Source organism: Micromonospora desertarenae, from assembly GCF_056150265.1.
Genome location: NZ_JAXCFQ010000018.1, coordinates 56612 through 76282, shown reverse-complemented (window position 1 = coordinate 76282; position 19671 = coordinate 56612). Strand labels below are relative to the sequence as shown.

The following is a 19671-nucleotide window of genomic DNA, read 5'->3' as shown; positions in this document are numbered from 1 at the left end:
TCAGTCGGGCAGCGCGTCGAGGTAGACCCAGCGGCCGTCCTCCCGGACGAAGCGGCTGCGCTCGGCGACCGTGCCGGCGCTTCCGCCGTCCCGGTAGTGGGCGCGGAACTCGACGGTGCCGGTGGTGTCGAAGAGGCCACCCCGGTCGCCGCCGACCACCTCGAGCCGGAGCCAGCGTTGGCCGGGGTCGAGGGTCAGCCGGGCCGGCCGGGTCGAGGAGTGCCAGCTGCGCAGCAGGTAGCCGGCGTCGCCGAGGGCGAACGCGCTGAACCGGGAGCGCATCAGCGCCTCGGCGGTCGTGGCGTCCGTCCCGCCCCGGTGCAGCGGGCCGCAGCAGTCCGCGTACGCCGCACCGGTGCCGCACGGGCACGGCCCGGGGTCGGACGCGGCGGCGCGGCGGGCGGCAGGTCGGGGCACCCGACCATTCTGGCCCACCGCCGGGCCGGTCCCCGGCCGGGCCACCCCCGGGTACCGCCAGCGGCGTCGGCCGGCCCGGCGCCGCTGCGCGGGCCGGTGCGGTGACGGTCAGCCGGTCGTCCGGCGGGCACCGCGCCGGGTGCCGTACGACTCCATCGTGGTCTTCCTGGTCGCCGTCTTCTTCGCCGGCGCCGTCGTCGTGGCGCGGGACCGGCTCGCCGCGGCCTTCTTCGCCGGGGCCTTCTTCGCCGCCGCCTTGGTACCGGGCGCCTTCGCCGGGGCGGTCGTGCCGGGGGCCTTGGCGGCCGTCGCCGAGACCCGCGGCCGGCGGGTGGGGGCGGCCGTGGCCGAGGTGTCCTTCTTCCGCGCGACCCGGTCCGTGGTCGACGTGGGTTTCCCGCCCGGCGTCTTGGCCGCGCTCGCCCCGGTCGCCCGCTTCGTGGCCGCCGCGACCTTCTTCGTCGCCGCCTTCCGGTTCAGCGGGCCCCCGTGGGGCCCGCCGGTCGCCCTGCTGGTACCACCGGTGGATCTGGCCGCCATCGTCCCTCCTCGCGGATCCGCCCTGCCCGCCGTCGCCGACGGGACGGGTGCTGACCGGCCGGCACGGGCCCTCGACCCGCCCGGCGCGACGGTCTTCCCGAGGCCCCGCCCGCCAAACGCCGGCAGCTTCGGGGGCCGGCACCCACGCGTCCGCCGCCCCTTGCTCCACCGGCCGCGTCACCCCCCGCCCGCCACCGTCGGCGGCGACGATTGGACCAGAAAACGGTGCGGGGATCGGCTCTGCCGCTGAGCCGATCCGGCCGGCAGGGTGGACGCACACACCCGAGCTGAAGGGCGGAACACCCACCATGACGACGACTGCCGACATGTGGTTCGACCCGCGCTGCCCGTGGGCCTGGAACGCCTCCCGCTGGCTGCTGGAGGTGGAGCGGGTCCGGCCGGTCACCGTCCGGTTCCACGTGATGAGCCTGTCCGTCCTCAACGAGGGGCGCGACGGGCTGGAGGAGTGGTACCGGGAGTGGCTCAAGCCGGGCATGGGCCCGGTGCGGGTCGCCGTCGCCGCCGAGCAGAAGTACGGCAACGGGGTGCTGCGCGACCTCTACACCGCGCTCGGCAACCGGATCCACCACGAGCGCGCGCCGATCGGGCCGGAGCTGTACCGGGCGGCGCTGACCGAGGTGGGGCTGGCCGTCGAGCTGGCCGACGCGGCGGAGTCCACCGACCACGACGAGGCGCTGCTGGCCAGCCACCACGCCGGCCTGGAGCCGGTCGGCGAGGATCTCGGCACCCCGACCATCCACGTCACCGCCGACGGCCACCGGACCGCCTTCTTCGGCCCGGTGGTCGCCCCGATTCCGCGCGACGAGGCGGCCGGCCGGCTCTGGGACGGGGTGCTCGCGTGCGCCAACACCGACGGGTTCTTCGAGCTCAAGCGGGCCCGCACCCGCCCACCGATCGAGCGCTGATCCCACCCGGGCCCCCCGCCGACCGACCGCGAACCCGGGCGCGTCGCCGCCGGTCCCCGCGGCCGGGGCCGGTGTCCCCGAGGTCTGATACCTGAGAGTCATCATGACGACTCTCAGGTATCAGCGTCGGAACCCAGCGGCACTCAGCGGCGACCGGCAAGGCGGTGGCGGGCGGCGCGGCTGGGGCCGGCGCGGCCAGGTCAGGGCAGGTCGACCGGCAGCGGTACCGGGCGCTTGGCGACCCGGTCGTCGCCGGAGGACCGGCCGCGCAGGTGCCGGCCCAGCCACGGCAGCAGGTGCCGGCGGGTCCACGCCAGCTCGGCCCGGACCACCTCGTGCCGGCGCCGGCGCGGCGCGGCGGCCAGCGGCCGCGACCAGCCGTCGTCGGCGTCGGGCAGGCCGACGGTGTGCGCCAGCGCCGCGGCGATCCGCTCGTGGCCGGCGCTGTTGGCGTGCAACCGGTCGTCGCTCCACAGCCGGGGGTCCGAGGCGACCGGGTGCGCGCCGAGGTCCACCAGGGTGGCCCCGGTGCGGGCGGTGGCCGCGCGCAGCGCCGCGTTGAGCGCGAGCACCCGGCCGCGCAGCGGGCGGGCCACCGGCATCACCGGCACCGGGTCGGGCAGGGTGAAGGTCAGCACGGTCGCACCCTGCCCGACCAGGGCATGCTGCATCGCCTCGACCTCGGCGGCCACCCGGTCGGCGTCGAAGGAGGGGCGGAGCACGTCGTTCATCCCGGCCACCACGGTGGCCAGGTCCGGCGCCAGGTCGAGCGCGACCGGCAGCTGTTCGGCCCGGATCCGGCCGGCGGTGCGGCCCCGGACGGCCAGGTTCGCGTACTCCAGCCCGCCCTGGGCGCGGGCCACCGCCAGGGCGAACCGGTCCGCCCAGCCCCGGTAGCCGCCCGCGCCGTCGGGGTCGTCCAGCCCCTCGGTGGTGCTGTCGCCGATCGCCACGTACCGCCGCCACATCACGGCGCCGAGGGTAGCGAAAGTGGCCCGGACCGAGATTGCCGCGGTGTCGGCTCGGTCGGGACAGCGACCGATGACGATGGCCCGTAGACTCGGCCGATGGCGCGTACTGCCGCGGTTCCGCTCGCCCCCGGGGTCTGGCGCATCCCCACCGTCGGCCGCGCCTTCATCAACTCCTACGCCCTGGTCGACGACGACGGCAGCGTCACCCTCGTCGACTGCGGGGTGAAGCGGGCGCCGGCCCGGATCGTGCGCGGCCTGGCCGCGATCGGCCGGACGCCCGCCGACGTCACCCGGATCGTGCTGACCCACGCCCACCCCGACCACGCCGGTGGCGCCGCCGAGCTGGCCCGCCGCACCGGCGCCCCGGTCGCCGTGCACGCCGCCGACGCGGGCTACGCCGCGGCGGGCCAGGCGCCGCCCCGGGATCCGGCGGTCACCGGGGCGCGGCTGTTCGCCCGGCTCCCCGGCGGCCGCTTCCCGGCCGTCGAGGTGGCGCAGCCGCTCGCCGACGGCGACGTGCTGCCGGTCGGCGGCGGCCTGCGCGTGGTGCACACCCCCGGGCACTCGCCGGGGCACGTCTCCCTGCTGCACGAGCCGACCCGGGTGCTGATCACCGGCGACGCGCTGTTCAACGTGGCCGGCGTGCGCTGGCCGATCAAGAGCTTCTGCACCGACTTCCGGATGACCCAGCAGACCGCGCACGTGCTCGGCGAACTCGACTACGACGTGGCCGCCTTCACCCACGGCGCGGAGATCACCGACAACGCCCGGGAACGCGTCCGCGCCTTCCTCACCCGGCTGCGCTGAGCGCGCGGCGGCTCAGAGCCAGCCGGAGCGGCGGAACAGGCGGTGCAGGAGGAACGCGATCGCCGCCATCAGACCGAGCGCCGCGAAGTACCCGTAGCGCCAGCCCAGCTCCGGCATGTTGGCGAAGTTCATGCCGTAGATGCCGGCGATGCCGGTCTGGGTGGCGGCGATGGCCGCCCACGCCGCGATCTTGCGCATGTCGTTGTTCTGCTCCACGGTCAGCTGCGCCAGCCGGGACTGCACGATCGAGGTGAGCAGGTCGTCGTAGGCGGCGACCCGGTCCACGGCCCGGGCCAGCCGGGCGTCGACGTCGGCGAACCACCGGTGCAGCCCGCGCGGCGGGCCGTCCGGCCGCTGCTCCAGCAGCGACCGCAGCGGCGCCTGCAACGGCAGCACCGCCCGCTTGAACTCCACCACCTCCCGCTTGAGCTGGTAGAGCTGTTGGATGTCGGCGGACCGGTCGCGGGCGAAGACCGTCTCCTCGGCCCGCTCCAGGTCCCGCTCGACGTGCCCGGCCACCTCCAGGTAGAGGTCGACCATCCGCGAGCAGACCGCGTACGCCACCGCCCACGGCCCCTCGGCCAGCACCGCCGGGCGGCCCTGAATCTCCTCGCGGACCGGGGTGAGCGCGCCGGCGGCGCCGTGCCGGACGGTGATGACGAACCGGTCGCCGAGGAAGACCATGACGTCCCCGGTGTCGATCACCTCGGAGGTGTCGGTCAGCTCGTGGTGCGCGACGTAGCCGGCGGTGCGCAGCACCAGCAGGGTGACGTCGCCGTGCCGCTGCACGGTGGGCCGGTGCCCGTCGGCGAGCGCCTGGCCGACGGCGAACTCGTCGAGGCCGAACGTGCGGCCGACGGCCGCCATCACCGCCGCGCCGGGATCGTGCAGGCCGAGCCAGACGAAGGCGTTGCGGCCGCGCCGGGCCCGGGCGTACGCGTCGGCGTAGTGCGGCCGGCCCGGTTCCCGGTGACCGTTGACGTAGACGGCGCAGTCCACCACCGCGTCCGGGTTGGCCCGTCGACGGGGTGCCGGGACCTGCGCGTCGGCCGGCCGGCCGAGCAGCCGGGTGACCAGCTCCGGCAGGCGCATCCGGGTCCGTACGGGTTGCTGGTCCACGTCCACCTCCGCGTCGCCGGGCACTGACCCGACACCGTACGCGGATCATGGCCGCCGCCGTGTCCGGCCTCCGACCGTCGGCGGGCTCAGCCCGTGCGGGTGGCGAAGACGACCACGTTGTCGACGTAGTCGCCGCTGCGCTCGTCGAACCGGCCGCCGCAGGTGACCAGGCGCAGCCCGGCCACCGGGTTCGGGCCGTAGACGAGTTCGGCGGGGAAGCGGTCCTTGGGGTACGCCGCCACGCCGTCCACTGTGAACGTCGCCACGCCGGCGTCGGCGCGGGTGACCCGTACCGTGTCGCCCCGGCGCAGCCGGCCCAGGTCGAAGAAGACGGCCGGGCCGGTGGGGGAGTCCACGTGCCCGACGAGCACCGCGTTGCCGGTCTCGCCCGGGCTCACCCCGGGGGAGTACCAGCCGGCCAGGGCGGGCCGGTCCAGTGGCGGCACCTCCAGCACCCCGGCCGCGTCGGCCGCGACCGGCACCACCTCCGCGCGTACGCCGATGGCCGGGACCTCGACCCGGACGGGGTCGGCGCGGGCCAGCGGCGGCAGGCTGGGCGCGGGCCGGGCGGTGACCGGCGCGTCGGCGGCGTCCGGCCGCGGCGGCCGGGTCGGCGCGGCGGTCAGCCCGGACGCGATCAGCCCGAGCCCGGCCGTGCCGAGCAGGGCCACCGCCATGACGGCCGGAGCCTGCCTGCGCCACCACACGTCCGCACCTCCGGGGGCGCTCGATTCTCGGGTGCCCGCGCCGGTGTCGGCGCGGGCACCCGGTGTCCGGTCGGTCAGGCGGCGGCGCCGGCGGGGTGGCGCCGGCGGCGGGCCAGGATGAGGGCCCCGCCGAGGGCGGTGCCGAGCAGGGTCGCGCCGGCGGCGAGTGAGCCGGTGCCGTCCGTTCCGTCGCCGGCTCCGGCCGGTGCGCCGCCGATCGGCGTGACGGTGAAGGTGGCGCTGCCGGCCGCGCTGCCGTCGCCGCAGGTGGCGGTGACCGTGTAGGTGCCCAGGGTGAACCCGGCGGTGAAGAGTTCGGCGCTCAGCCCGCCGCCGGCTGCGGCGGTGGTGGACCGGACGTTGATGTCACGGTTCGGGCCGGTGACGCGGAAGATCGCGTCGCCGGACTTCGGGTTGCAGGTCGTCGCGGTGAGCACGACCGTCCCGCCGACCGGGGTGGTGGCCGGTGACACGATGGTCTCGGCCAGCGCGGCGCCCGGGAGCAGGAGCGCGCCGAGACCCACGCCCACCGCCGCCGATACGAGAACTGTCTTAGCCTTCATACGCGTCTTCCCTCACATTTCGTCCGCTGACTGCGTGGGACGTCGTTCGGGTGGCCAACTCCGTGACTAGCACCGGTGTGCCCAACACTAGGAGGGTTGGGCCCTCGATCCGGTGAAAATGAGAAATCTTCGTTGCCGTCACGTGTCCACCCGACGGCGGCCGAAGCCGCAGGTGGGGGGGCGATACGCGGGACGCGAGCGCCGCGAGGAAAGCCGCCGTTGCGCACCCTCCGCGGCGTACGGCCCGGTCAGTCGGGGCGGCGCCGGCCGGGGCGGATGATGCCGGTTTCGTAGCAGAGCACCACCGCCTGCACCCGGTCGCGCAGCCCCAGCTTCGCCAGGATCCGCTTGACGTGGGTCTTCACGGTCGACTCCTCGATCACCAGCTCGGCGGCGATCTCGGCGTTGGACAGCCCGCGGGCCACCCGCTCCAGCACGTCCCGCTCGCGCGGGGTCAGCTCGGCCAGCCGCCGGCGCAGCGCCGGATCGACCGGCTCGTCGTGGTCGACCATCCGGCTGATCACCGTACGGGTCACCGCGGGGGAGAGCAGCGCCTCGCCGCCGGCCACCGTGTGGATGCCGGCGATCAACTGCTCCGGCCGGGTGCGTTTGAGCACGAACCCGGACGCCCCGGCACGCAGCGCGCCGAAGACGTAGTCCTCGTCCTCGAAGGTGGTCAGCACCAGCACCCGGGCCCGGCCACCCGCCGCCACGATCTCCCGGGTCGCGCTCACCCCGTCCATCCGGGGCATCCGCACGTCCATCAGCACCACGTCCGGGTCGAGCGCGCGGCTGCGCTCGACCGCCTGCCGCCCGTCGGCGGCCTCGCCGACCACCTCGATGCCGTCGTCGACCGACAGCACCGCCCGCAGGCCGGCGCGCATCAGGTCGTCGTCGTCGACCAGCAGCAGGCGCAGCGCGCTCACCGGCCGGCCCCGTCGTACGGCAGGCGGGCCCGCAGCCGGAACTCGCCCTGCTCGGCCGCGGTCTCCAGGCTCCCGCCCAGCAGGGTGGCCCGCTCCCGCATGCCCACGATGCCGTGCCGCCGCCCGCGGACCCCGGCCGCGGCGGGAGTCGCCGGGGCCGGGTTGCTCACCGCGATCTCCACCGCGTCCGCCCGGAAGTCCACCGCGACCCGGGCCGTGCCGCAGCCGTGCCGCGCGGCGTTGGTCAGCGATTCCTGGAGGATCCGGTAGGCGGCCCAGGAGACGCTGCGCGGCAGCGGCCGGTCCGGGCCGTTCAGCTCGGCGTCGATGCGCAGACCGTCGACCCGGTGCCGGTCCAGCAGCTCCTCCAGGGCGCCCGGGTCGGCCGGCACCGGCTCGGCGTCGTCGTCGCGCAGCGCCCGTACCAGCCGCTCCATCTCGACGATGGTGCTCCGGGCCACCTCCTCCACCGTGGCGATGGCGCGCAGCGACCGCTGCGGGTCCCGCTCGTGCGTCAGCCGGGCCGCGCCGGCCTGCACCAGGATCACGTTGACCGCGTGGCCGGCGGAGTCGTGCAGCTCGCGGGCGATGCGGGTGCGCTCCTCGGCCACCGCCAGCCGGCGCTCGCGTTCGATCTCCCGGGCGGCGCGGGCGGCCCGCTCCTCCAGCTCGTCGATCCGCTCCCGGCGTACCCGGGACAGCTCGCCGGCCAGCCAGGCGCCGGCGAAGGTCAGCGCCCAGGCGCCGATCCCGGAGACCACCCCGTGGCCGCGGAAACCGGCCGCGGCGTACGCCCCGGCGGCCACCGGGACGAACGCCCCGACCGCCAGCCGGGCCGCCCAGCGCCGGCCGGGCCGCGGGTCGCCGCCGTACACCGCGGCCAGCGTGTAGATCGCGACGGCGCAGCTGAACGGGAAGTCCAGCGGGTAGCGCAGGACGAGCAGGGCGGCGGTGCCGACGGCGGTGCCGAGGTACGCCGCCAGCGGCGCCCGCCGCCGGACCAGCAGCGGCAGGCAGGCCGCGGCGACCAGCGCCACGCCGGTGGCGTCCAGGGCTGTCGCGTCCGGCGACGGCGTGCCGATCCCGTCCAGGACGAGCACCAGCAGCGACGCGGCGAGCACGGACACCGCCACGCCGACGTCCACCACCTGGTCACGACGGGTCACGACACCGAGGTTAGCGGGGGTGCGGCGGCCGCCGGATCACCCGGCGGGAGCATCCCTCCTCCCTCCCGGGGGGTATCCGGAGATCACCACCGCGGGCGTCGCCCCGCGCGGCCCGGCGCTCCTAGCGTCGGCGGCATCCGTGCACGTCAGGAGGTCGTCACCGCGATGGTCCAGTCCAGCCCGGCGCCGAGCGCGCCCCCGACAACCCCACCCGCCAGCCGGTTCGAGCGACTGGCCGGCTGGGCGCACCGGCACCGGTGGCAGGCGCTGCTCGCCTGGCTGGTGACCCTGGTGGCGGTCAGCGTCGGCGCGCAACTCGTCGGCGCGAACTACCGCAACGACGTCTCGCTGCCCGGCACCGAGTCGCAGCGGGCGCTGGACACGCTGCGCGAGCGGGCGCCGGTCGCGGCCAACACCAGCGTGCAGATCGTGCTGGCCGACCCGGCGGGGCTGGAGCGACCAGCCACCCGGGACCGGGTGGGGCAGCTGCTCGACCGGGTACGCGGGCTGCCCTCGGTCGCCGAGGCCCGCGACCCGTACGCCGATCCCGGCGCCCTCTCCGCCGACCGGACGGTCGGCTACGCCACGGTGACCCTCACCGGGCAGGCCGGTGACGTGCCGGACGAGGACGTCCGGCGGCTGGTCGACACCGCCCGGGACGCCGCCGGCGACGGGCTGCGGGTGGAGGTCGGCGGCGACCCGGTGGTGGCCGTGGAGGAGGGCGGCGGCGGACCGGCGGAGGGCATCGGCCTGCTCGCGGCGCTGGTGATCCTCGTCGTGCTCTTCGGCTCGGTGCTCGCGGCCAGCCTGCCGATCATCATCGCGGTCTTCGCCGTCGGCACCGCGATGGGGCTGGTCCTGCTCGCGTCGCACGTCGCGACGGTCGCCGACTACACCACCCCGCTGCTGGCCCTGGTCGGGCTCGGCGTCGGCATCGACTACGCGCTGCTGCTCTTCTCCCGCTACCGCGCGGAACTGCTCGCCGGCGCGAGCGCGGAGCAGGCCGGGCGCCGGGCGGTGGACACCGCCGGCCGGACCGTCCTGTTCGCCGGCACCACGGTGATCCTGGCCCTGCTCGGCCTGGTGGTGCTCGGCCTGGGCTCGTTGCAGGGCGTGGCGGTCGCCGTGGCGGTGACCGTGGCGGCCACCATGGCCGCGGCGCTGGTCCTGCTGCCCGCGCTGCTCGGCATCATGGGCGGCCGGATCGAGCGGACGGTACGCCGGCGGGCCACCCGGCGCCGCGGCGACGGGTCGCGTTGGGCGGCCTGGTCGAGCCTGGTGCAGCGGCACCCCTGGGCGGCCACCGTGGTCGCCGTCGGCGCCCTGCTGGCGCTGGCCGTGCCGGTGCTCGACATGCGGCTGGGCATCGCCGACCCGGGCAACGGCGCGCCGGAACGCACCAGCCGGCAGGCGTACGACCTGCTGGCCGAGGGGTTCGGCCCCGGCTTCAACGGGCCGCTGGTGGTGGTCGTAGACGCCACCGGGGCGCCGGGCGGCGACGCGCGGGCGGTGGCCGAGGCGGCCCGCCCGGCGCTGGCCGGCACGGCCGGTGTCGCCACCGTCGTGCCGCCGGTGCCCACCGCGGACGGCCGGGTCGCCACCATGATCGTCGTTCCCGACGCCAAGCCACAGGACGCCCGCACCCAGCAGCTGGTGGACCGGCTGCGCGCCGACGTGCTGCCCGGGCTGGGCGGCCCCGGGGTGAGCTTCCTGGTCGGCGGGACCACCGCGGCGACGGTGGACTTCTCGACCGCCGTGGCGGACCGGCTGCCGCTGTTCGTCCTGGTGGTGGTCGGCCTCTCCACCCTGCTGCTGGTCCTGGTCTTCCGCTCGCTGCTGATCCCGCTCAAGGCCGCGCTGCTCAACCTGCTCAGCGTGGCCGCGGCGCTGGGCGCGATCACCCTGGTCTTCCAGCACGGCGTGCTGGCCGACGCGCTCGGTGTCCAGCCCGGCCCGGTCGAGGCGTTCGTGCCGGTGCTGATCTTCGCGATCGCGTTCGGGTTGTCGATGGACTACGAGATCTTCCTGCTCGCCCGGATGCACGAGCACTGGGAGCAGCACCACGACGCCCCGGCCGCGATCCGGCACGGCATGGCGACCACCGGTCGCATCATCACGGCCGCCGCCGCGATCATGGTGGTGGTGTTCGGCTCGTTCCTGTTCGACCCGGGCCGGATGCTCAAGCAGTTCGGCCTCGGGCTGGCCGTGGCGGTGCTGGTCGACGCGCTGGTCATCCGGTGCCTGATCGTGCCGGCCGTGATGCAGCTGTTCGGGCGGCGGGCCTGGTGGCTGCCGGCCTGGCTGGCCCGGCGGCTGCCCCGGCTCGCCCTCGAACACCGGTGACGGCGACGCCGGGAGGTGGTGCCACCCGGCACCGCCTCCCGGCGGTGCCGCCCTCGGGCCGGCGCGCGGTGGGCCGGCCCGGCGGGCGCGGCCCCGAGCCGACCCGTCGGGTCAGGAGGCGGGTGCCGGCTCGGCTACCGGCTCGGGCAGCGGCTCACCCGTCTCCAGCAGCGTCTTCAGGCTGGCCAGCAGCTCCGGCCAGCCGCCGCTGCCGTCGAGCTGCCCACTGATCGCCCGGTGCATCTCGCTGTCGGGGGAGAAGTCGTCGTGCACGACGGTCAGCCGGACCGCCCCGCCGTGCGGGGTGATCTCGAAGGTCACCTTCGAGCGGCGCTCGCCCAGCCGGGCGGCGAGTTCCTCCGCCGACCAGCCGAAGTGCGCCGCGTGCTCCGGCTGGAAGCCGTGCCAGCTGTAGCTGAGCAGCCGGTACGGCTCCGCGGCCAGCACCCGCTGGCCGAGGTCGCGGTAGTCGCCGTCCGGGGCGTCCTGCCACAGCACGGGGGAGCCGACCTGCCAGTCGGACTTCAGCGCCACGCCGCCCCAGTAGCGGCGGGTGAACGCCGGTTCGGTCAGCGCGGCCCAGAGCCGCTCCGGGGTGGTGTTGATGTAGGTCGTATAGACGAACGTCGGACTCTGCATGGACTCCCGCTCCAATGCTGTCTGCAGGTCGGCGAGCGCGTGGACCCGCTGCCGGTCGTACCGGTTGATCCAGCGGTCGGCGATGGCGTTGATCGGCGCCGGGTTGAGGTAGTGCAGCTTCTCCCGGCCGCGGCGCACGGCGGTCACCAGGTTGGCCGCCTCCAGCACGGCCAGGTGCTTGCTTACCGACTGCCGGGTCATCGCGAGCCCGGCGCACAGCTCGCGCAGGCTCTGCCCGTTGCGCAGGTTGAGGTCGTCGAGCAGCCGACGGCGGCTGGCGTCGGCCAGCGCCCGGAACACCTCGTCCACCCCGCACCCCGCACATGCAGCCGTTTGGTTGCCTGTCACTATAGGCAGCCAAACGGCTGCATGTCCAACCGGGGGCCAGCGTTCAGGCCATCGCGCCGAGCCCGAGCACGGTGACCGGTCGACGGGCCGGCCCGCTCATGCCGCGGCCTGCTCGTAGATCCGGGCCACCCGGGAGAAGTCGTCGTCGCCGTGCCCGGCCCGGATCGCCCGGCCCGCCGCGGCGTGGGCGGCCCGCAGCACGCCGGCGTCGATGCCGTGCCCCTCGGCGGCCTCGATGATGTGCGCCATGCCGGCGGCGGCGGAGGCGATGCTGGAGACGTCGGCGACGTGGTCGTCGGCGTCCAACCGCCGGGCCAGGTCGTCGATCAGGTCGGGCAGGAGGTTGCCGATGCCCCGGGCGTACGGGGCCAGGTCGGTCGCCCGGATCTTCTCGGCCCGGGCCAGGGCGAACGCGTGCGCGATCCCGCTCATCGCCGTCCAGAAGACGTCGAGCAGGGCTACGTCGTGGCCGGCGGCCCGGGCAGGGTCCGCGCCGAGCCACTCGGCGTCGCCGCCCAGGTGGGCCAGGGTCGCCCGGTGCGCCTGCCAGGTCCGCTCCGGCCCGCTGTAGAGCACGAGCGCGGCCGGCCCGCCGATGGTCGGGGCGGGCGTCATGATCGCCCCGTCCAGGTAGTCGACGCCGTGCCGGGCGGCCCAGTCGGCCAGTTCCCGGGCCCGCTGCGGGGTGTCCGCGGTGAGGTTCACCAGGGTGCGGCCGTTCAGCGCGGCGGCGGCCGGCTCGACGATGGCGCGCACGGCGGCGTAGTCGACGACGCAGGCGAGCACCAGCGGGCTGGCCCGGACCGCCTCCTCGACGGTGGTGGCGCGCCGTGCGCCGCGTTCGACCAGCCGGTCGGCGCGGTCGGCCGTCCGGTTCCAGACGGTGGTCGGATGGCCCGCCGCGAGCAGCGCGCCGGCCAGCGCGCGGCCCATCGGCCCGAGTCCCAGCACGGTCACCGGGGCAGGATCGTGGTCGGTCATGGATCCGCTCCTCACAGGGATCAGAAAGGGTGGAGGCGCCGGATCCGGTGCTCTTGCGCATCCCGCCGGGCGGCTCCATCCTGGTTCCGGTACGCGCGGAGCGACAAGTACCTACTATTTTCCCAGGTACTTACCTTTCGGTAAGTGTTGAGGGGGGTGCGGTGAAGAAGCGGACCTACACGTGCGGCCTCGACGCCGCCGTGGACGTGGTGGGTGGCAAGTGGAAGGCGCTGATCCTCTGGGAGCTGCACCAGGGTCCACGCCGCTTCGCCGAGGTGCGCCGGGGGATCTCCGGCATCAGCGAGAAGATGCTGATCCAGCAGCTGCGCGAGATGGAGGCGTATGGCCTCGTGCACCGGGAGGTCTACCGGCAGGTGCCGCCCAAGGTGGAATACTCGCTGACCGCCTTCGGCGCCTCGCTGAACGAGGCACTGATCCCGCTCGGTGAATGGGGTGAGCGGCACATGGCGACGATCGAGGCGATCCCCCGGGACCAGGCGGCCGAAAAGCGTTCGGAGGCCGCCGAGCCGGCCGGCTAGGGTCGGCCGGTGACGGAGATCAGAACTCGGCGGCTGCTGCTGCGCGACTGGCAGGAGTCCGACCTCGCGCCCTGGGCCGCGATGAACGCCGACCCCGAGGTGCGCGAGCACCTCGGCCCGCTGCTCGCCCCGGAACAGGCCACCGCCTCCGTCCGGCGGTTCCAGGCCGCCCTGGCCCGCGACGGCTTCGGCTTCTGGGCGGTCGAGGTCCGCGACACCGGCGAGTTCGTCGGCTTCGCCGGACTCGACCGGGTCGAGCCCGGCATGCCCTTCACCGGCGTCGAGGCGGGCTGGCGGCTCGCCCGCGCCGCCTGGGGGCACGGCTACGCCACCGAGGCGGCCCGCGCCGTGCTGGCGTACGGCTTCGACACCGTCGGGCTGCCCGAGATCCTCGCCGTCACCACCGCCACCAACCTGCGCTCGCAGGCGGTGATGCGCCGCCTCGGGATGACCACCGACCCGGCCGACGACTTCGACGACCCGAGCGTCCCGGCCGGCCCGCTGCGCCGCAGCGTGCTCTACCGCAAGCGCCCCGACTGACCGCGGCCCCGGCTCAGCCCCGCTTGCGGGCCTGGAGCGTGTACGTCTGCGGCAGGCGCCACGGCCGGTCCCGCAGCCGGTGCTCGCCGTGCGCGTCGCGGACCGTCTGACCCGGCAGGGCGTCCCACGGCGCGCTGTCGTGCTCGGTCAGCATGGTCAGGTCGAGGCCCGCGTCGAGCAGTGCGCTCACCACCTCGCCCAGCCCGTGGTTCCACTCGTACGACAGGGTGTGGGTGAAGGTCACGTCGGTCTCGACGTACGTGCCCGGCTCGTCCCACACGGTCGGCTCCGGCCGCTCGAAGTACGGGTGCTCGACCGCCAGCAGGCCGTCGGGCCGGGGATCGGCCAGCGCCCAGAGCATCGGGTGGCCCTCGCGCAGGAACAGCCGCCCGCCGGGGCGCAGCAGTGCGGCGACCACCTCGGCCCAGCGCCGGATCTCCGGCAGCCAGCACAGCGCGCCGACGCCGGTGTAGACCAGGTCGAACCCGGCCTCGCCGAGCGCCTGCGGGGCGTCGTACACGTCCGCCTGCACGAAGTCGACCGCCGCGCCGGTGCGCTCGGCCAGCCGGCGGGCCTGCACCAGCGCCGCGCCGGAGAAGTCCAGGCCGGTCATCCGCGCGCCGAGGCGGTGCAGCGAGACCGTGTCGGTGCCGATGTGGCACTGCAGGTGTACCCCGCGCAGCGCGGTCACGTCGCCGAGCCGGGGCAGGTCGAACCGCACCACCTCGCTGAGGTGCTCGGGGTCGGCGACGAAGCGTTCGACGCCGTAGTCCGGCGACGCGGCGTGGGCGGGGGCGCGCTCGTCCCAGGTGGTCCGGTTGACCGTCCGGTGATCGTTCACCGCCAGACCGTCGCACACCCGCCCGCCGTGGGCCAACGGGGTTTCGCCGAGCGAACGGCGCGCCCCGCTGGCCCTTCCACGGAGTGCGGGCGTCGCCGTGCCGCGCCGGCGGTCCGGGGCGGTGCGTTCGCCGGGGCGCGCGGTGCCGCGCTGTCACCGGGTCCTGCTGCCGTTTCCAGCCGGGGCAGGCAGGGCCCGCCCTGTCACCGGGGTCCTGCTGCCGCGCGTCCGGCCAGGACAGGCAGGGCGACTGGTCCAGCATCGCCGGCGGGGTGCCCGCCGCGCTGTCACCGGGTCGTGCTGCCGCGTCCGGGCGGGGCAGGCAGGGCCGGCGCTGTCATCGTGTCGAGCTGCCGTGGGCTGGGGCAGGTCGGTGGCGGCCCACCACTCCCGCAGCCGCTTCAGAGCTGCCCCGTCGGTAGGGGCGCGCGGCGTCGTGCACGAGCGCGACGACCGGTCGTCGCCAGCCCGGTGGTCCCATGGACGGGGCAGCTCGACAGGGCGCCGGCGCATCAACCCGCGCTCCCGGAGACGGCTACGTGAGCGACACGGCCAGGGGCCGGCCATGGCGAGTCGGCGTCTCGGCCGCGACCTGGCGGGTCTTCGACCGAACGTCGCCCGGCGTACGCCGCCCCGCCGCCGGACCAGCACGCCGCGCCGGAGCAGCCCGCCGCGCCGGGCCAGCCCACCGCCCCGGGCCAGCCCGCCGCGCCGAGCCCGGTCGCTTGACGGGCCGGCGGCTCAGGCGGGGTCGGGCGGCGCGGCCGGCCGCGAGGAGAGCCACCAGGCCACCGTCGCGAGCACGGCGACCGCACCGCTGAACAGGAACGGCGCCTCGACGCCCGCGCGCGCGGCGAGCGCGCCACCGGCCAGCGCGCCGAGCGCGGTGCAGCCGAAGGTGAGCATCCGGGAGGCGGCGACCACCCGGCCGAGCAGCCCCTCGGGCACGAGGCGGTGCCGGATCGACAGCGCGGCGACGTTGAGCACCGCGAACGACGCGCTGGTCGTGACGACGACGGCCACCGCGGCGACCCGGTGCGGTGCCACCACCAGGAGCAGCGGGACGCCCGCCGTCGTCGCCAGGGACCAGGTCAGCACGTCCCGGTGCCGGAATCGGGCGATCAGCCGGTCGGCGGCGAACGAACCGGCGAGCCCGCCGGCCGCGCCGGTCGCCAGCAGCAGGCCGAAGCCGAGCGCGCCGAGACCGAGGCTCTCCCGCGCGTACAGCACGAAGATCGCGAACCAGGCGCTGTCCGCGGCGGCGACGGCCGCGCCGACCACGACCAGCGTGCGCAGCAGTGGTTGCCGCACCAGCCAGCGCAGTCCGGCCAACACCCCGTCCCGGTTGGCCGGGACCGGGCTCGCGCCCGCGGCCCGGGCGGGGCGGGTCAGGCTCAGCGGCAGGGACAGCACCAGCATGACCGCCAGCGCGAGCGCCGCGCCGTTGGCCGCGAACGGCAGCGCGGCACCGACGACGAAGAGCAGCGCACCCACCGGCGGGCCGACGAACTCGTTGCCGACGATCTCGCCGGCGACCAGCCGTCCGTTCGCCTTCTCCAGTTGGGCGTCGCTGACCAGGCGGGGCACCGCGGTCTGGGCGGCGGTGTCGCGCAGGGTCTCGCCCACGCCGAGCAGGAACGCGGCGGCGATCACCAGCGGAATGGTGGCCCGGCCGGTCGCCACGGCCACGGCCAGCACCGCCAGCACGACCACCCGGCCGGCGTCGGCGGCGGCGATCACGGTACGCGCGCCGCGCCGGTCGGCCAGCGCGCCGGCGAGCAGCCCCGCGACGAGCCAGGGCAGGAACTGCGCCGCGGCGACCCCGGCCACCGCCACCGGGTCGTCGCTCAGCGCGGCGGCCAGCAGGGGGAACGCCGCCACCCGGATGCCGTCGCCGAGGTTGGCCAGGGCCGCCGCACCCCAGAACGCCCAGAACGGGCGGCCCAGCGGCTGGGATCGATCCGCCATGACGGACACCGTACCGACGGGGTCGCGGTCCCCGCTCGCCCGTGGTCGCCGGCCGCCCGGCTAGGCTCGCCCGGATGACGACCCGGGCGCTGCTGATCCTGGTGGCGGGTGGGATCGCGGTGGCCGCCGCGGGCGCCGTGACCGGCGCGCTGCTCGGCTACGGCTTCGCGTTCGCCTGGGTGGTCCACTTCGCGCTGATGGCCTGGGCCGCCGCCTGGGTGAAGGCCGCGCGGCCGGCGCTGCGCGGCGACCACTGGCGGATCCGCCGGTGGGAGCCGGCGCTGTACCGGCGGCTGGGTGTCGCGGCGTACCGGCGACTGCTGCGCCGGCTTGGCTGGGAACGGCTGATGGGGCACTCCTTCGCCGGCACCCGGTCCGCCCTGCCGGCACTCGACCTGCGCACCCGGCGCTCCGAGTTCGGGCACTCGGTGCTCGCCGTCGTCGCCCTCGGGCTGGCCGGGGTGGCGGCCCTGCTCGGGGCGGGCCCGGCCGCCGGTTGGTTGGCCGGGCTGACCGTGCCGCTGCACGGCTACCCGATCCTGCTCCAGCGGGCGCTGCGGGCCCGGATCCGACAGGTCACGGCGGCCACCGAACACCGCGCGGGGACGGTGTGACACCGTGACCGGGTGAACTGCGCACCGGTCGACGTCGACCTCGCCCTCGTCGGTGGTGGCGGCGCCGCGTCGCTGGTGCTCGCCGCGCTCGACCGGCACGGGGTGCGCGACCTGCGGGTCGCCGTGGTGGACCCGGTGCACAAGCGCGGCCAGGACCGCACCTGGGCGTTCTGGGACCGCCCTGGCAACGATCTCGACCCGGTGCTGAGCGCGAGCTGGCGGCAGGTCGAGGTGGTCACCGCGCAGCGCCGCCGGGTGCTCGACCTCGCCCCGCTGCGGTACGCCATGCTCCGCTCCGGCCCGGTCTACGACCGGGCCGCCGCCGCCGAGCGGCGCCTCGGCGTGCGGCGGATCGTGGCCGCCGCCGACGCCCTCGACGACGACGGCGAGCGGGTGCTGGTCCGCGCCGACGGCAGCGCCGTGCTCCGGGCGTCCTGGGTGCTGGACTCCCGGCCCCGCCCGCCGCGCCGGCCCGGGCGCACCAACTGGCTCCAGCACTTCCGGGGGTGGTGGCTGGCCTCGGACACCCCGGTCTTCGACGCCGACCGCGCGGTGCTGATGGACTTCCGCACCCCGCAGCCGGCCCGGGGCGTCTCGTTCGGCTACGTGCTGCCGGTGAGCGACCGCTACGCCCTGGTCGAGTACACCGAGTTCTCGCCCGCGCGGCTCACCGACGCCGGCTACGACGCGGCCCTGGCCGGCTACCGCGACCTGCTCGGCCTCGACCCGGTCCGGCTGGTCGTACGGGAGGTGGAGGACGGGGTGATCCCGATGACCGACGCGCCGTTCGACGCCCACCCGTCACCCCGGGTGGTCCGCCTCGGCACGGCCGGCGGCGCCACCCGCCCCTCCACCGGCTTCACCTTCTCCGCCATGCGGCGGCAGGCCGAGCAGGTGGCCCGCGCCCTGGCGGCCGGGCGGCCACCGGTGCCGGCGCCCGCGTACCCCCGACGGCATCTGTGGATGGACGCGGTCGCGCTGCGCGCGCTGGACCGCGGCGGGGTGAGCGGGCCGGAGTTCTTCGACCGGCTCTTCGACCGCAACCCCGCCGAGCGGGTGCTGCGTTTCCTCGACGGCGCCACCAGCCCGGCCGAGGAGTTGGCGGTGATGAGCTCCACCCGGCTGTCGCCGATGGTCGCCGCCACCGCCGGCGACGCCGCCGACCGGCTCCGCGCCCGCCTCGTCCGCGGTCGGCGGAGCCGCTAGGCCAGCGTTCCCGACGCCCGGGCAGGCGGCGGATCAGGCGTCGGGCACGACGCCGGCCGTCGCCTGCCCGCCGCCGAGCTGGCTGCCGTCGGCCAGCTCGCGCAGCACCTCACCGTCGAGTCGCAGCACGTCGATCTCGTCCAGGGATCGCGCCCGCAGCCGGCGGTAGAAGCGCAGCGCCGGGTCGTTGGTGCGCAGCACCCACCACTCCAGCCGGGCGCAGCCCCGCGCCACGGCCAGCGCGGCCAGGTGGGCGAGCAGCGCCCGGCCGAGCCCGCCGCCACGCTGCTCGGGCCGGACGTAGAGGTCCTCCAGGTGGATGCCGGGGCGGCCCAGCACCGTGCTGTAGGTGGGGTAGAACAACGCGAACCCGACCGGCTCGTCGTCGACGGTCGCCACCACCGCCTCCGCCACCGGGCGCGACCCGAACAGCGCCCGGGCGACGTCCGCCGGCTCGGCGCTGACCTCGCCCGGGAAGTCCTCCGCCGCGGCCAGCTCCACGATGAACCGGTGCAGCGTGTCGGCGTCGCCCGGCTCGGCCGGCCGGATCGCCGCACGGTTGGCGCGCCGCAGCTCGTCGAAGGTCCCACCCGCCCCGGCCCGCGGGCCGTTGTCGATCACCGTCACGGTGCCCACCCTGCCAGACCACCGCCGCGCGGGGCGCGGGCATTTCCCGTCCCTGGGGACGAGCCACCGGCGCCGGCCTGCCTCACCCGGTCAACAGCCGCTCGCGCAGCCGCGTGATCGTCTTCTCGGACACGCCGAGCCGGTCGGTGACGTAGCCGTGCACCGAGCCGTGCGCCGCCCGCAGGTCGGCCAGCACGAGCTGGATGATCTCGGCCGGGGCGCGGCCGTAGCCGGGCCAGACCAGGGTGCGGCCCGGATGGGCGGCCCGCCAGTCGGCCACCAACCGCTCGGTGGCCAGCTCGGTCAGCGCGAAGTCCGCCGCGATCTGCTCGTCGTCGACCCCGAGCAGGGTGAGCAGCAGGGCGGCCAGCAGGCCGGTGCGGTCCTTGCCGGAGGCGCAGTGGAAGACCAGCGGACCGTCGGCCTCGGCGATCACCTCCAGCGCCTCCCGCAGCTCGGCCGCGCCGTCGTCGGCCACCTCCGCGTACCGGTCGGCGAGGTAGCGCCACGGGTCGACCGTCGGGTCGATGGTGGCCTGGTCGTAGGGGCGGTGCTCGATGCTCAGGTTGTGCCAGACCAGACCCTCGTGGTGCGGCACCCGGCCGCGCGCCTCGATCTCCCACGGGTAGCGCAGGTCGATCACCGTACGCACGCCGAGTTCGCGGAACCGGGCCAGGTCCGCCCCGGCCAGCTTGCCCAACGAGTCCGACCGGTAGAGCTGACCCCACCGCACGGTGCGGCCGTCGCCGGCCCGGTAGCCGCCCAGGTCACGGAAGTTGTGCAGTCGTTCAAAGGTGATGTGCCGTTCCACCGCCCGACCTTAGCTGCCGGCCCGCGTGGCGGATGCCCCGAGCCGCCGGGCCGGCGTCGGCACCGGGTAGGT

General features: G+C 75.9%; 21 protein-coding genes. 8 read left to right on the top strand and 13 right to left on the bottom strand.

Going from position 1 to position 19671, the window contains the following annotated elements; genetic code table 11:
- Positions 1 to 417 carry a YchJ family protein gene (locus SM577_RS28450; RefSeq protein WP_474588424.1) on the bottom strand — a complete coding sequence of 139 codons (417 nt, stop codon included), beginning with the start codon at positions 415 to 417 and terminating at the stop codon, positions 1 to 3.
- A 139-nt stretch (positions 418 to 556) separates the two neighbouring features.
- On the opposite strand from SM577_RS28450, the gene SM577_RS28445 reads away from it, so the two are divergent.
- Together SM577_RS28445 and SM577_RS28440 are read left to right on the top strand one after the other, a co-directional pair.
- Positions 557 to 1207, top strand: coding sequence for a hypothetical protein (locus SM577_RS28445; RefSeq protein ID WP_474588423.1), 651 nt, complete (start codon positions 557 to 559; stop codon positions 1205 to 1207).
- 58 nt (positions 1208 to 1265) lie between these two features.
- Positions 1266 to 1883 carry a mycothiol-dependent nitroreductase Rv2466c family protein gene (locus SM577_RS28440; RefSeq protein ID WP_302921944.1) on the top strand — a complete coding sequence of 206 codons (618 nt, stop codon included), beginning with the start codon at positions 1266 to 1268 and terminating at the stop codon, positions 1881 to 1883.
- Positions 1884 to 2083: 200 nt separating this feature from the next.
- Here SM577_RS28440 and SM577_RS28435 read toward each other — a convergent pair whose 3' ends face one another.
- Complete coding sequence (locus SM577_RS28435; protein ID WP_302922086.1) at positions 2084 to 2851, bottom strand: SGNH/GDSL hydrolase family protein; 768 nt, start codon at positions 2849 to 2851, stop codon at positions 2084 to 2086.
- A gap of 99 nt (positions 2852 to 2950) precedes the next feature.
- On the opposite strand from SM577_RS28435, the gene SM577_RS28430 reads away from it, so the two are divergent.
- The gene (locus SM577_RS28430; RefSeq protein ID WP_302921943.1) at positions 2951 to 3661 is read left to right on the top strand and encodes an MBL fold metallo-hydrolase; all 711 of its coding nucleotides are present in this window, start codon (positions 2951 to 2953) and stop codon (positions 3659 to 3661) included.
- Positions 3662 to 3673: 12 nt separating this feature from the next.
- Here the strand turns inward: SM577_RS28430 and SM577_RS28425 are convergent, their stop codons facing one another.
- From SM577_RS28425 to SM577_RS28405, 5 genes are all read right to left on the bottom strand, one after another.
- Positions 3674 to 4804 carry a magnesium and cobalt transport protein CorA gene (locus SM577_RS28425; protein ID WP_474588422.1) on the bottom strand — a complete coding sequence of 377 codons (1131 nt, stop codon included), beginning with the start codon at positions 4802 to 4804 and terminating at the stop codon, positions 3674 to 3676.
- A 62-nt stretch (positions 4805 to 4866) separates the two neighbouring features.
- On the bottom strand, positions 4867 to 5457 hold the full coding sequence (locus SM577_RS28420) for a class F sortase (RefSeq protein WP_474588450.1): 591 nt from the start codon (positions 5455 to 5457) through the stop codon (positions 4867 to 4869).
- Positions 5458 to 5561: 104 nt separating this feature from the next.
- Positions 5562 to 6050 (bottom strand): hypothetical protein, encoded by a 489-nt coding sequence (locus SM577_RS28415; RefSeq protein WP_474579948.1) that lies wholly within the window; start codon positions 6048 to 6050, stop codon positions 5562 to 5564.
- Positions 6051 to 6298: 248 nt separating this feature from the next.
- Positions 6299 to 6976, bottom strand: a complete 678-nt coding sequence (locus SM577_RS28410) for a response regulator (RefSeq protein WP_474579947.1) — start codon at positions 6974 to 6976, stop codon at positions 6299 to 6301.
- Positions 6973 to 8142 (bottom strand): sensor histidine kinase, encoded by a 1170-nt coding sequence (locus tag SM577_RS28405; protein ID WP_474588421.1) that lies wholly within the window; start codon positions 8140 to 8142, stop codon positions 6973 to 6975. The genes SM577_RS28410 and SM577_RS28405 overlap by 4 nt, the downstream gene beginning before the upstream one ends.
- 165 nt (positions 8143 to 8307) lie before the next feature.
- On the opposite strand from SM577_RS28405, the gene SM577_RS28400 reads away from it, so the two are divergent.
- Positions 8308 to 10485, top strand: coding sequence for an MMPL family transporter (locus SM577_RS28400; protein ID WP_474588420.1), 2178 nt, complete (start codon positions 8308 to 8310; stop codon positions 10483 to 10485).
- A gap of 111 nt (positions 10486 to 10596) precedes the next feature.
- On the opposite strand, the gene SM577_RS28395 is transcribed toward SM577_RS28400, so the two are convergent.
- Complete coding sequence (locus SM577_RS28395) at positions 10597 to 11433, bottom strand: ArsR/SmtB family transcription factor (protein WP_474579945.1); 837 nt, start codon at positions 11431 to 11433, stop codon at positions 10597 to 10599.
- A gap of 135 nt (positions 11434 to 11568) precedes the next feature.
- The gene (locus SM577_RS28390) at positions 11569 to 12453 is read right to left on the bottom strand and encodes an NAD(P)-dependent oxidoreductase (protein WP_302921935.1); all 885 of its coding nucleotides are present in this window, start codon (positions 12451 to 12453) and stop codon (positions 11569 to 11571) included.
- A gap of 161 nt (positions 12454 to 12614) precedes the next feature.
- On the opposite strand from SM577_RS28390, the gene SM577_RS28385 reads away from it, so the two are divergent.
- Together SM577_RS28385 and SM577_RS28380 are read left to right on the top strand one after the other, a co-directional pair.
- Positions 12615 to 12992: a winged helix-turn-helix transcriptional regulator gene (locus tag SM577_RS28385; RefSeq protein WP_302921934.1), complete on the top strand. Its 378-nt coding sequence runs from the start codon at positions 12615 to 12617 to the stop codon at positions 12990 to 12992.
- Positions 12993 to 13001: 9 nt separating this feature from the next.
- A complete protein-coding gene (locus SM577_RS28380; protein ID WP_474588419.1) occupies positions 13002 to 13532 on the top strand; it encodes a GNAT family N-acetyltransferase in 531 nt (176 codons plus the stop codon).
- Positions 13533 to 13545: 13 nt separating this feature from the next.
- On the opposite strand, the gene SM577_RS28375 is transcribed toward SM577_RS28380, so the two are convergent.
- Positions 13546 to 14373: a class I SAM-dependent methyltransferase gene (locus SM577_RS28375; protein ID WP_474588418.1), complete on the bottom strand. Its 828-nt coding sequence runs from the start codon at positions 14371 to 14373 to the stop codon at positions 13546 to 13548.
- Positions 14374 to 15114: 741 nt separating this feature from the next.
- On the bottom strand, positions 15115 to 16341 hold the full coding sequence (locus SM577_RS28370; RefSeq protein WP_302921930.1) for an MFS transporter: 1227 nt from the start codon (positions 16339 to 16341) through the stop codon (positions 15115 to 15117).
- Between the two features lie 74 nt (positions 16342 to 16415).
- Here SM577_RS28370 and SM577_RS28365 point away from each other — a divergent pair, with 74 nt between their 5' ends.
- Positions 16416 to 16955: a glycosyl-4,4'-diaponeurosporenoate acyltransferase CrtO family protein gene (locus tag SM577_RS28365; RefSeq protein ID WP_474588417.1), complete on the top strand. Its 540-nt coding sequence runs from the start codon at positions 16416 to 16418 to the stop codon at positions 16953 to 16955.
- 12 nt (positions 16956 to 16967) lie between these two features.
- Positions 16968 to 18161: a lycopene cyclase family protein gene (locus tag SM577_RS28360; protein ID WP_474588416.1), complete on the top strand. Its 1194-nt coding sequence runs from the start codon at positions 16968 to 16970 to the stop codon at positions 18159 to 18161.
- A gap of 33 nt (positions 18162 to 18194) precedes the next feature.
- Here the strand turns inward: SM577_RS28360 and SM577_RS28355 are convergent, their stop codons facing one another.
- Together SM577_RS28355 and SM577_RS28350 are read right to left on the bottom strand one after the other, a co-directional pair.
- Positions 18195 to 18788 (bottom strand): N-acetyltransferase family protein, encoded by a 594-nt coding sequence (locus tag SM577_RS28355; protein ID WP_474588415.1) that lies wholly within the window; start codon positions 18786 to 18788, stop codon positions 18195 to 18197.
- Between the two features lie 82 nt (positions 18789 to 18870).
- A complete protein-coding gene (locus SM577_RS28350) occupies positions 18871 to 19599 on the bottom strand; it encodes a tyrosine-protein phosphatase (RefSeq protein ID WP_302921927.1) in 729 nt (242 codons plus the stop codon).
- Positions 19600 to 19671: the final 72 nt, after the last annotated feature.

Bases quoted from the DNA above. Each gene is read 5' to 3' on its own strand.
- SM577_RS28440 (WP_302921944.1), top strand. From the start codon at position 1,266: ATGACGACGACTGCCGACATGTGGTTCGACCCGCGCTGCCCGTGGGCC.
- SM577_RS28435 (WP_302922086.1), bottom strand. From the start codon at position 2,851: ATGTGGCGGCGGTACGTGGCGATCGGCGACAGCACCACCGAGGGGCTG.
- SM577_RS28430 (WP_302921943.1), top strand. From the start codon at position 2,951: ATGGCGCGTACTGCCGCGGTTCCGCTCGCCCCCGGGGTCTGGCGCATC.
- SM577_RS28420 (WP_474588450.1), bottom strand. From the start codon at position 5,457: ATGGCGGTGGCCCTGCTCGGCACGGCCGGGCTCGGGCTGATCGCGTCC.
- SM577_RS28415 (WP_474579948.1), bottom strand. From the start codon at position 6,050: ATGAAGGCTAAGACAGTTCTCGTATCGGCGGCGGTGGGCGTGGGTCTC.
- SM577_RS28400 (WP_474588420.1), top strand. From the start codon at position 8,308: ATGGTCCAGTCCAGCCCGGCGCCGAGCGCGCCCCCGACAACCCCACCC.
- SM577_RS28390 (WP_302921935.1), bottom strand. From the start codon at position 12,453: ATGACCGACCACGATCCTGCCCCGGTGACCGTGCTGGGACTCGGGCCG.
- SM577_RS28370 (WP_302921930.1), bottom strand. From the start codon at position 16,341: ATGGCGGATCGATCCCAGCCGCTGGGCCGCCCGTTCTGGGCGTTCTGG.
- SM577_RS28365 (WP_474588417.1), top strand. From the start codon at position 16,416: ATGACGACCCGGGCGCTGCTGATCCTGGTGGCGGGTGGGATCGCGGTG.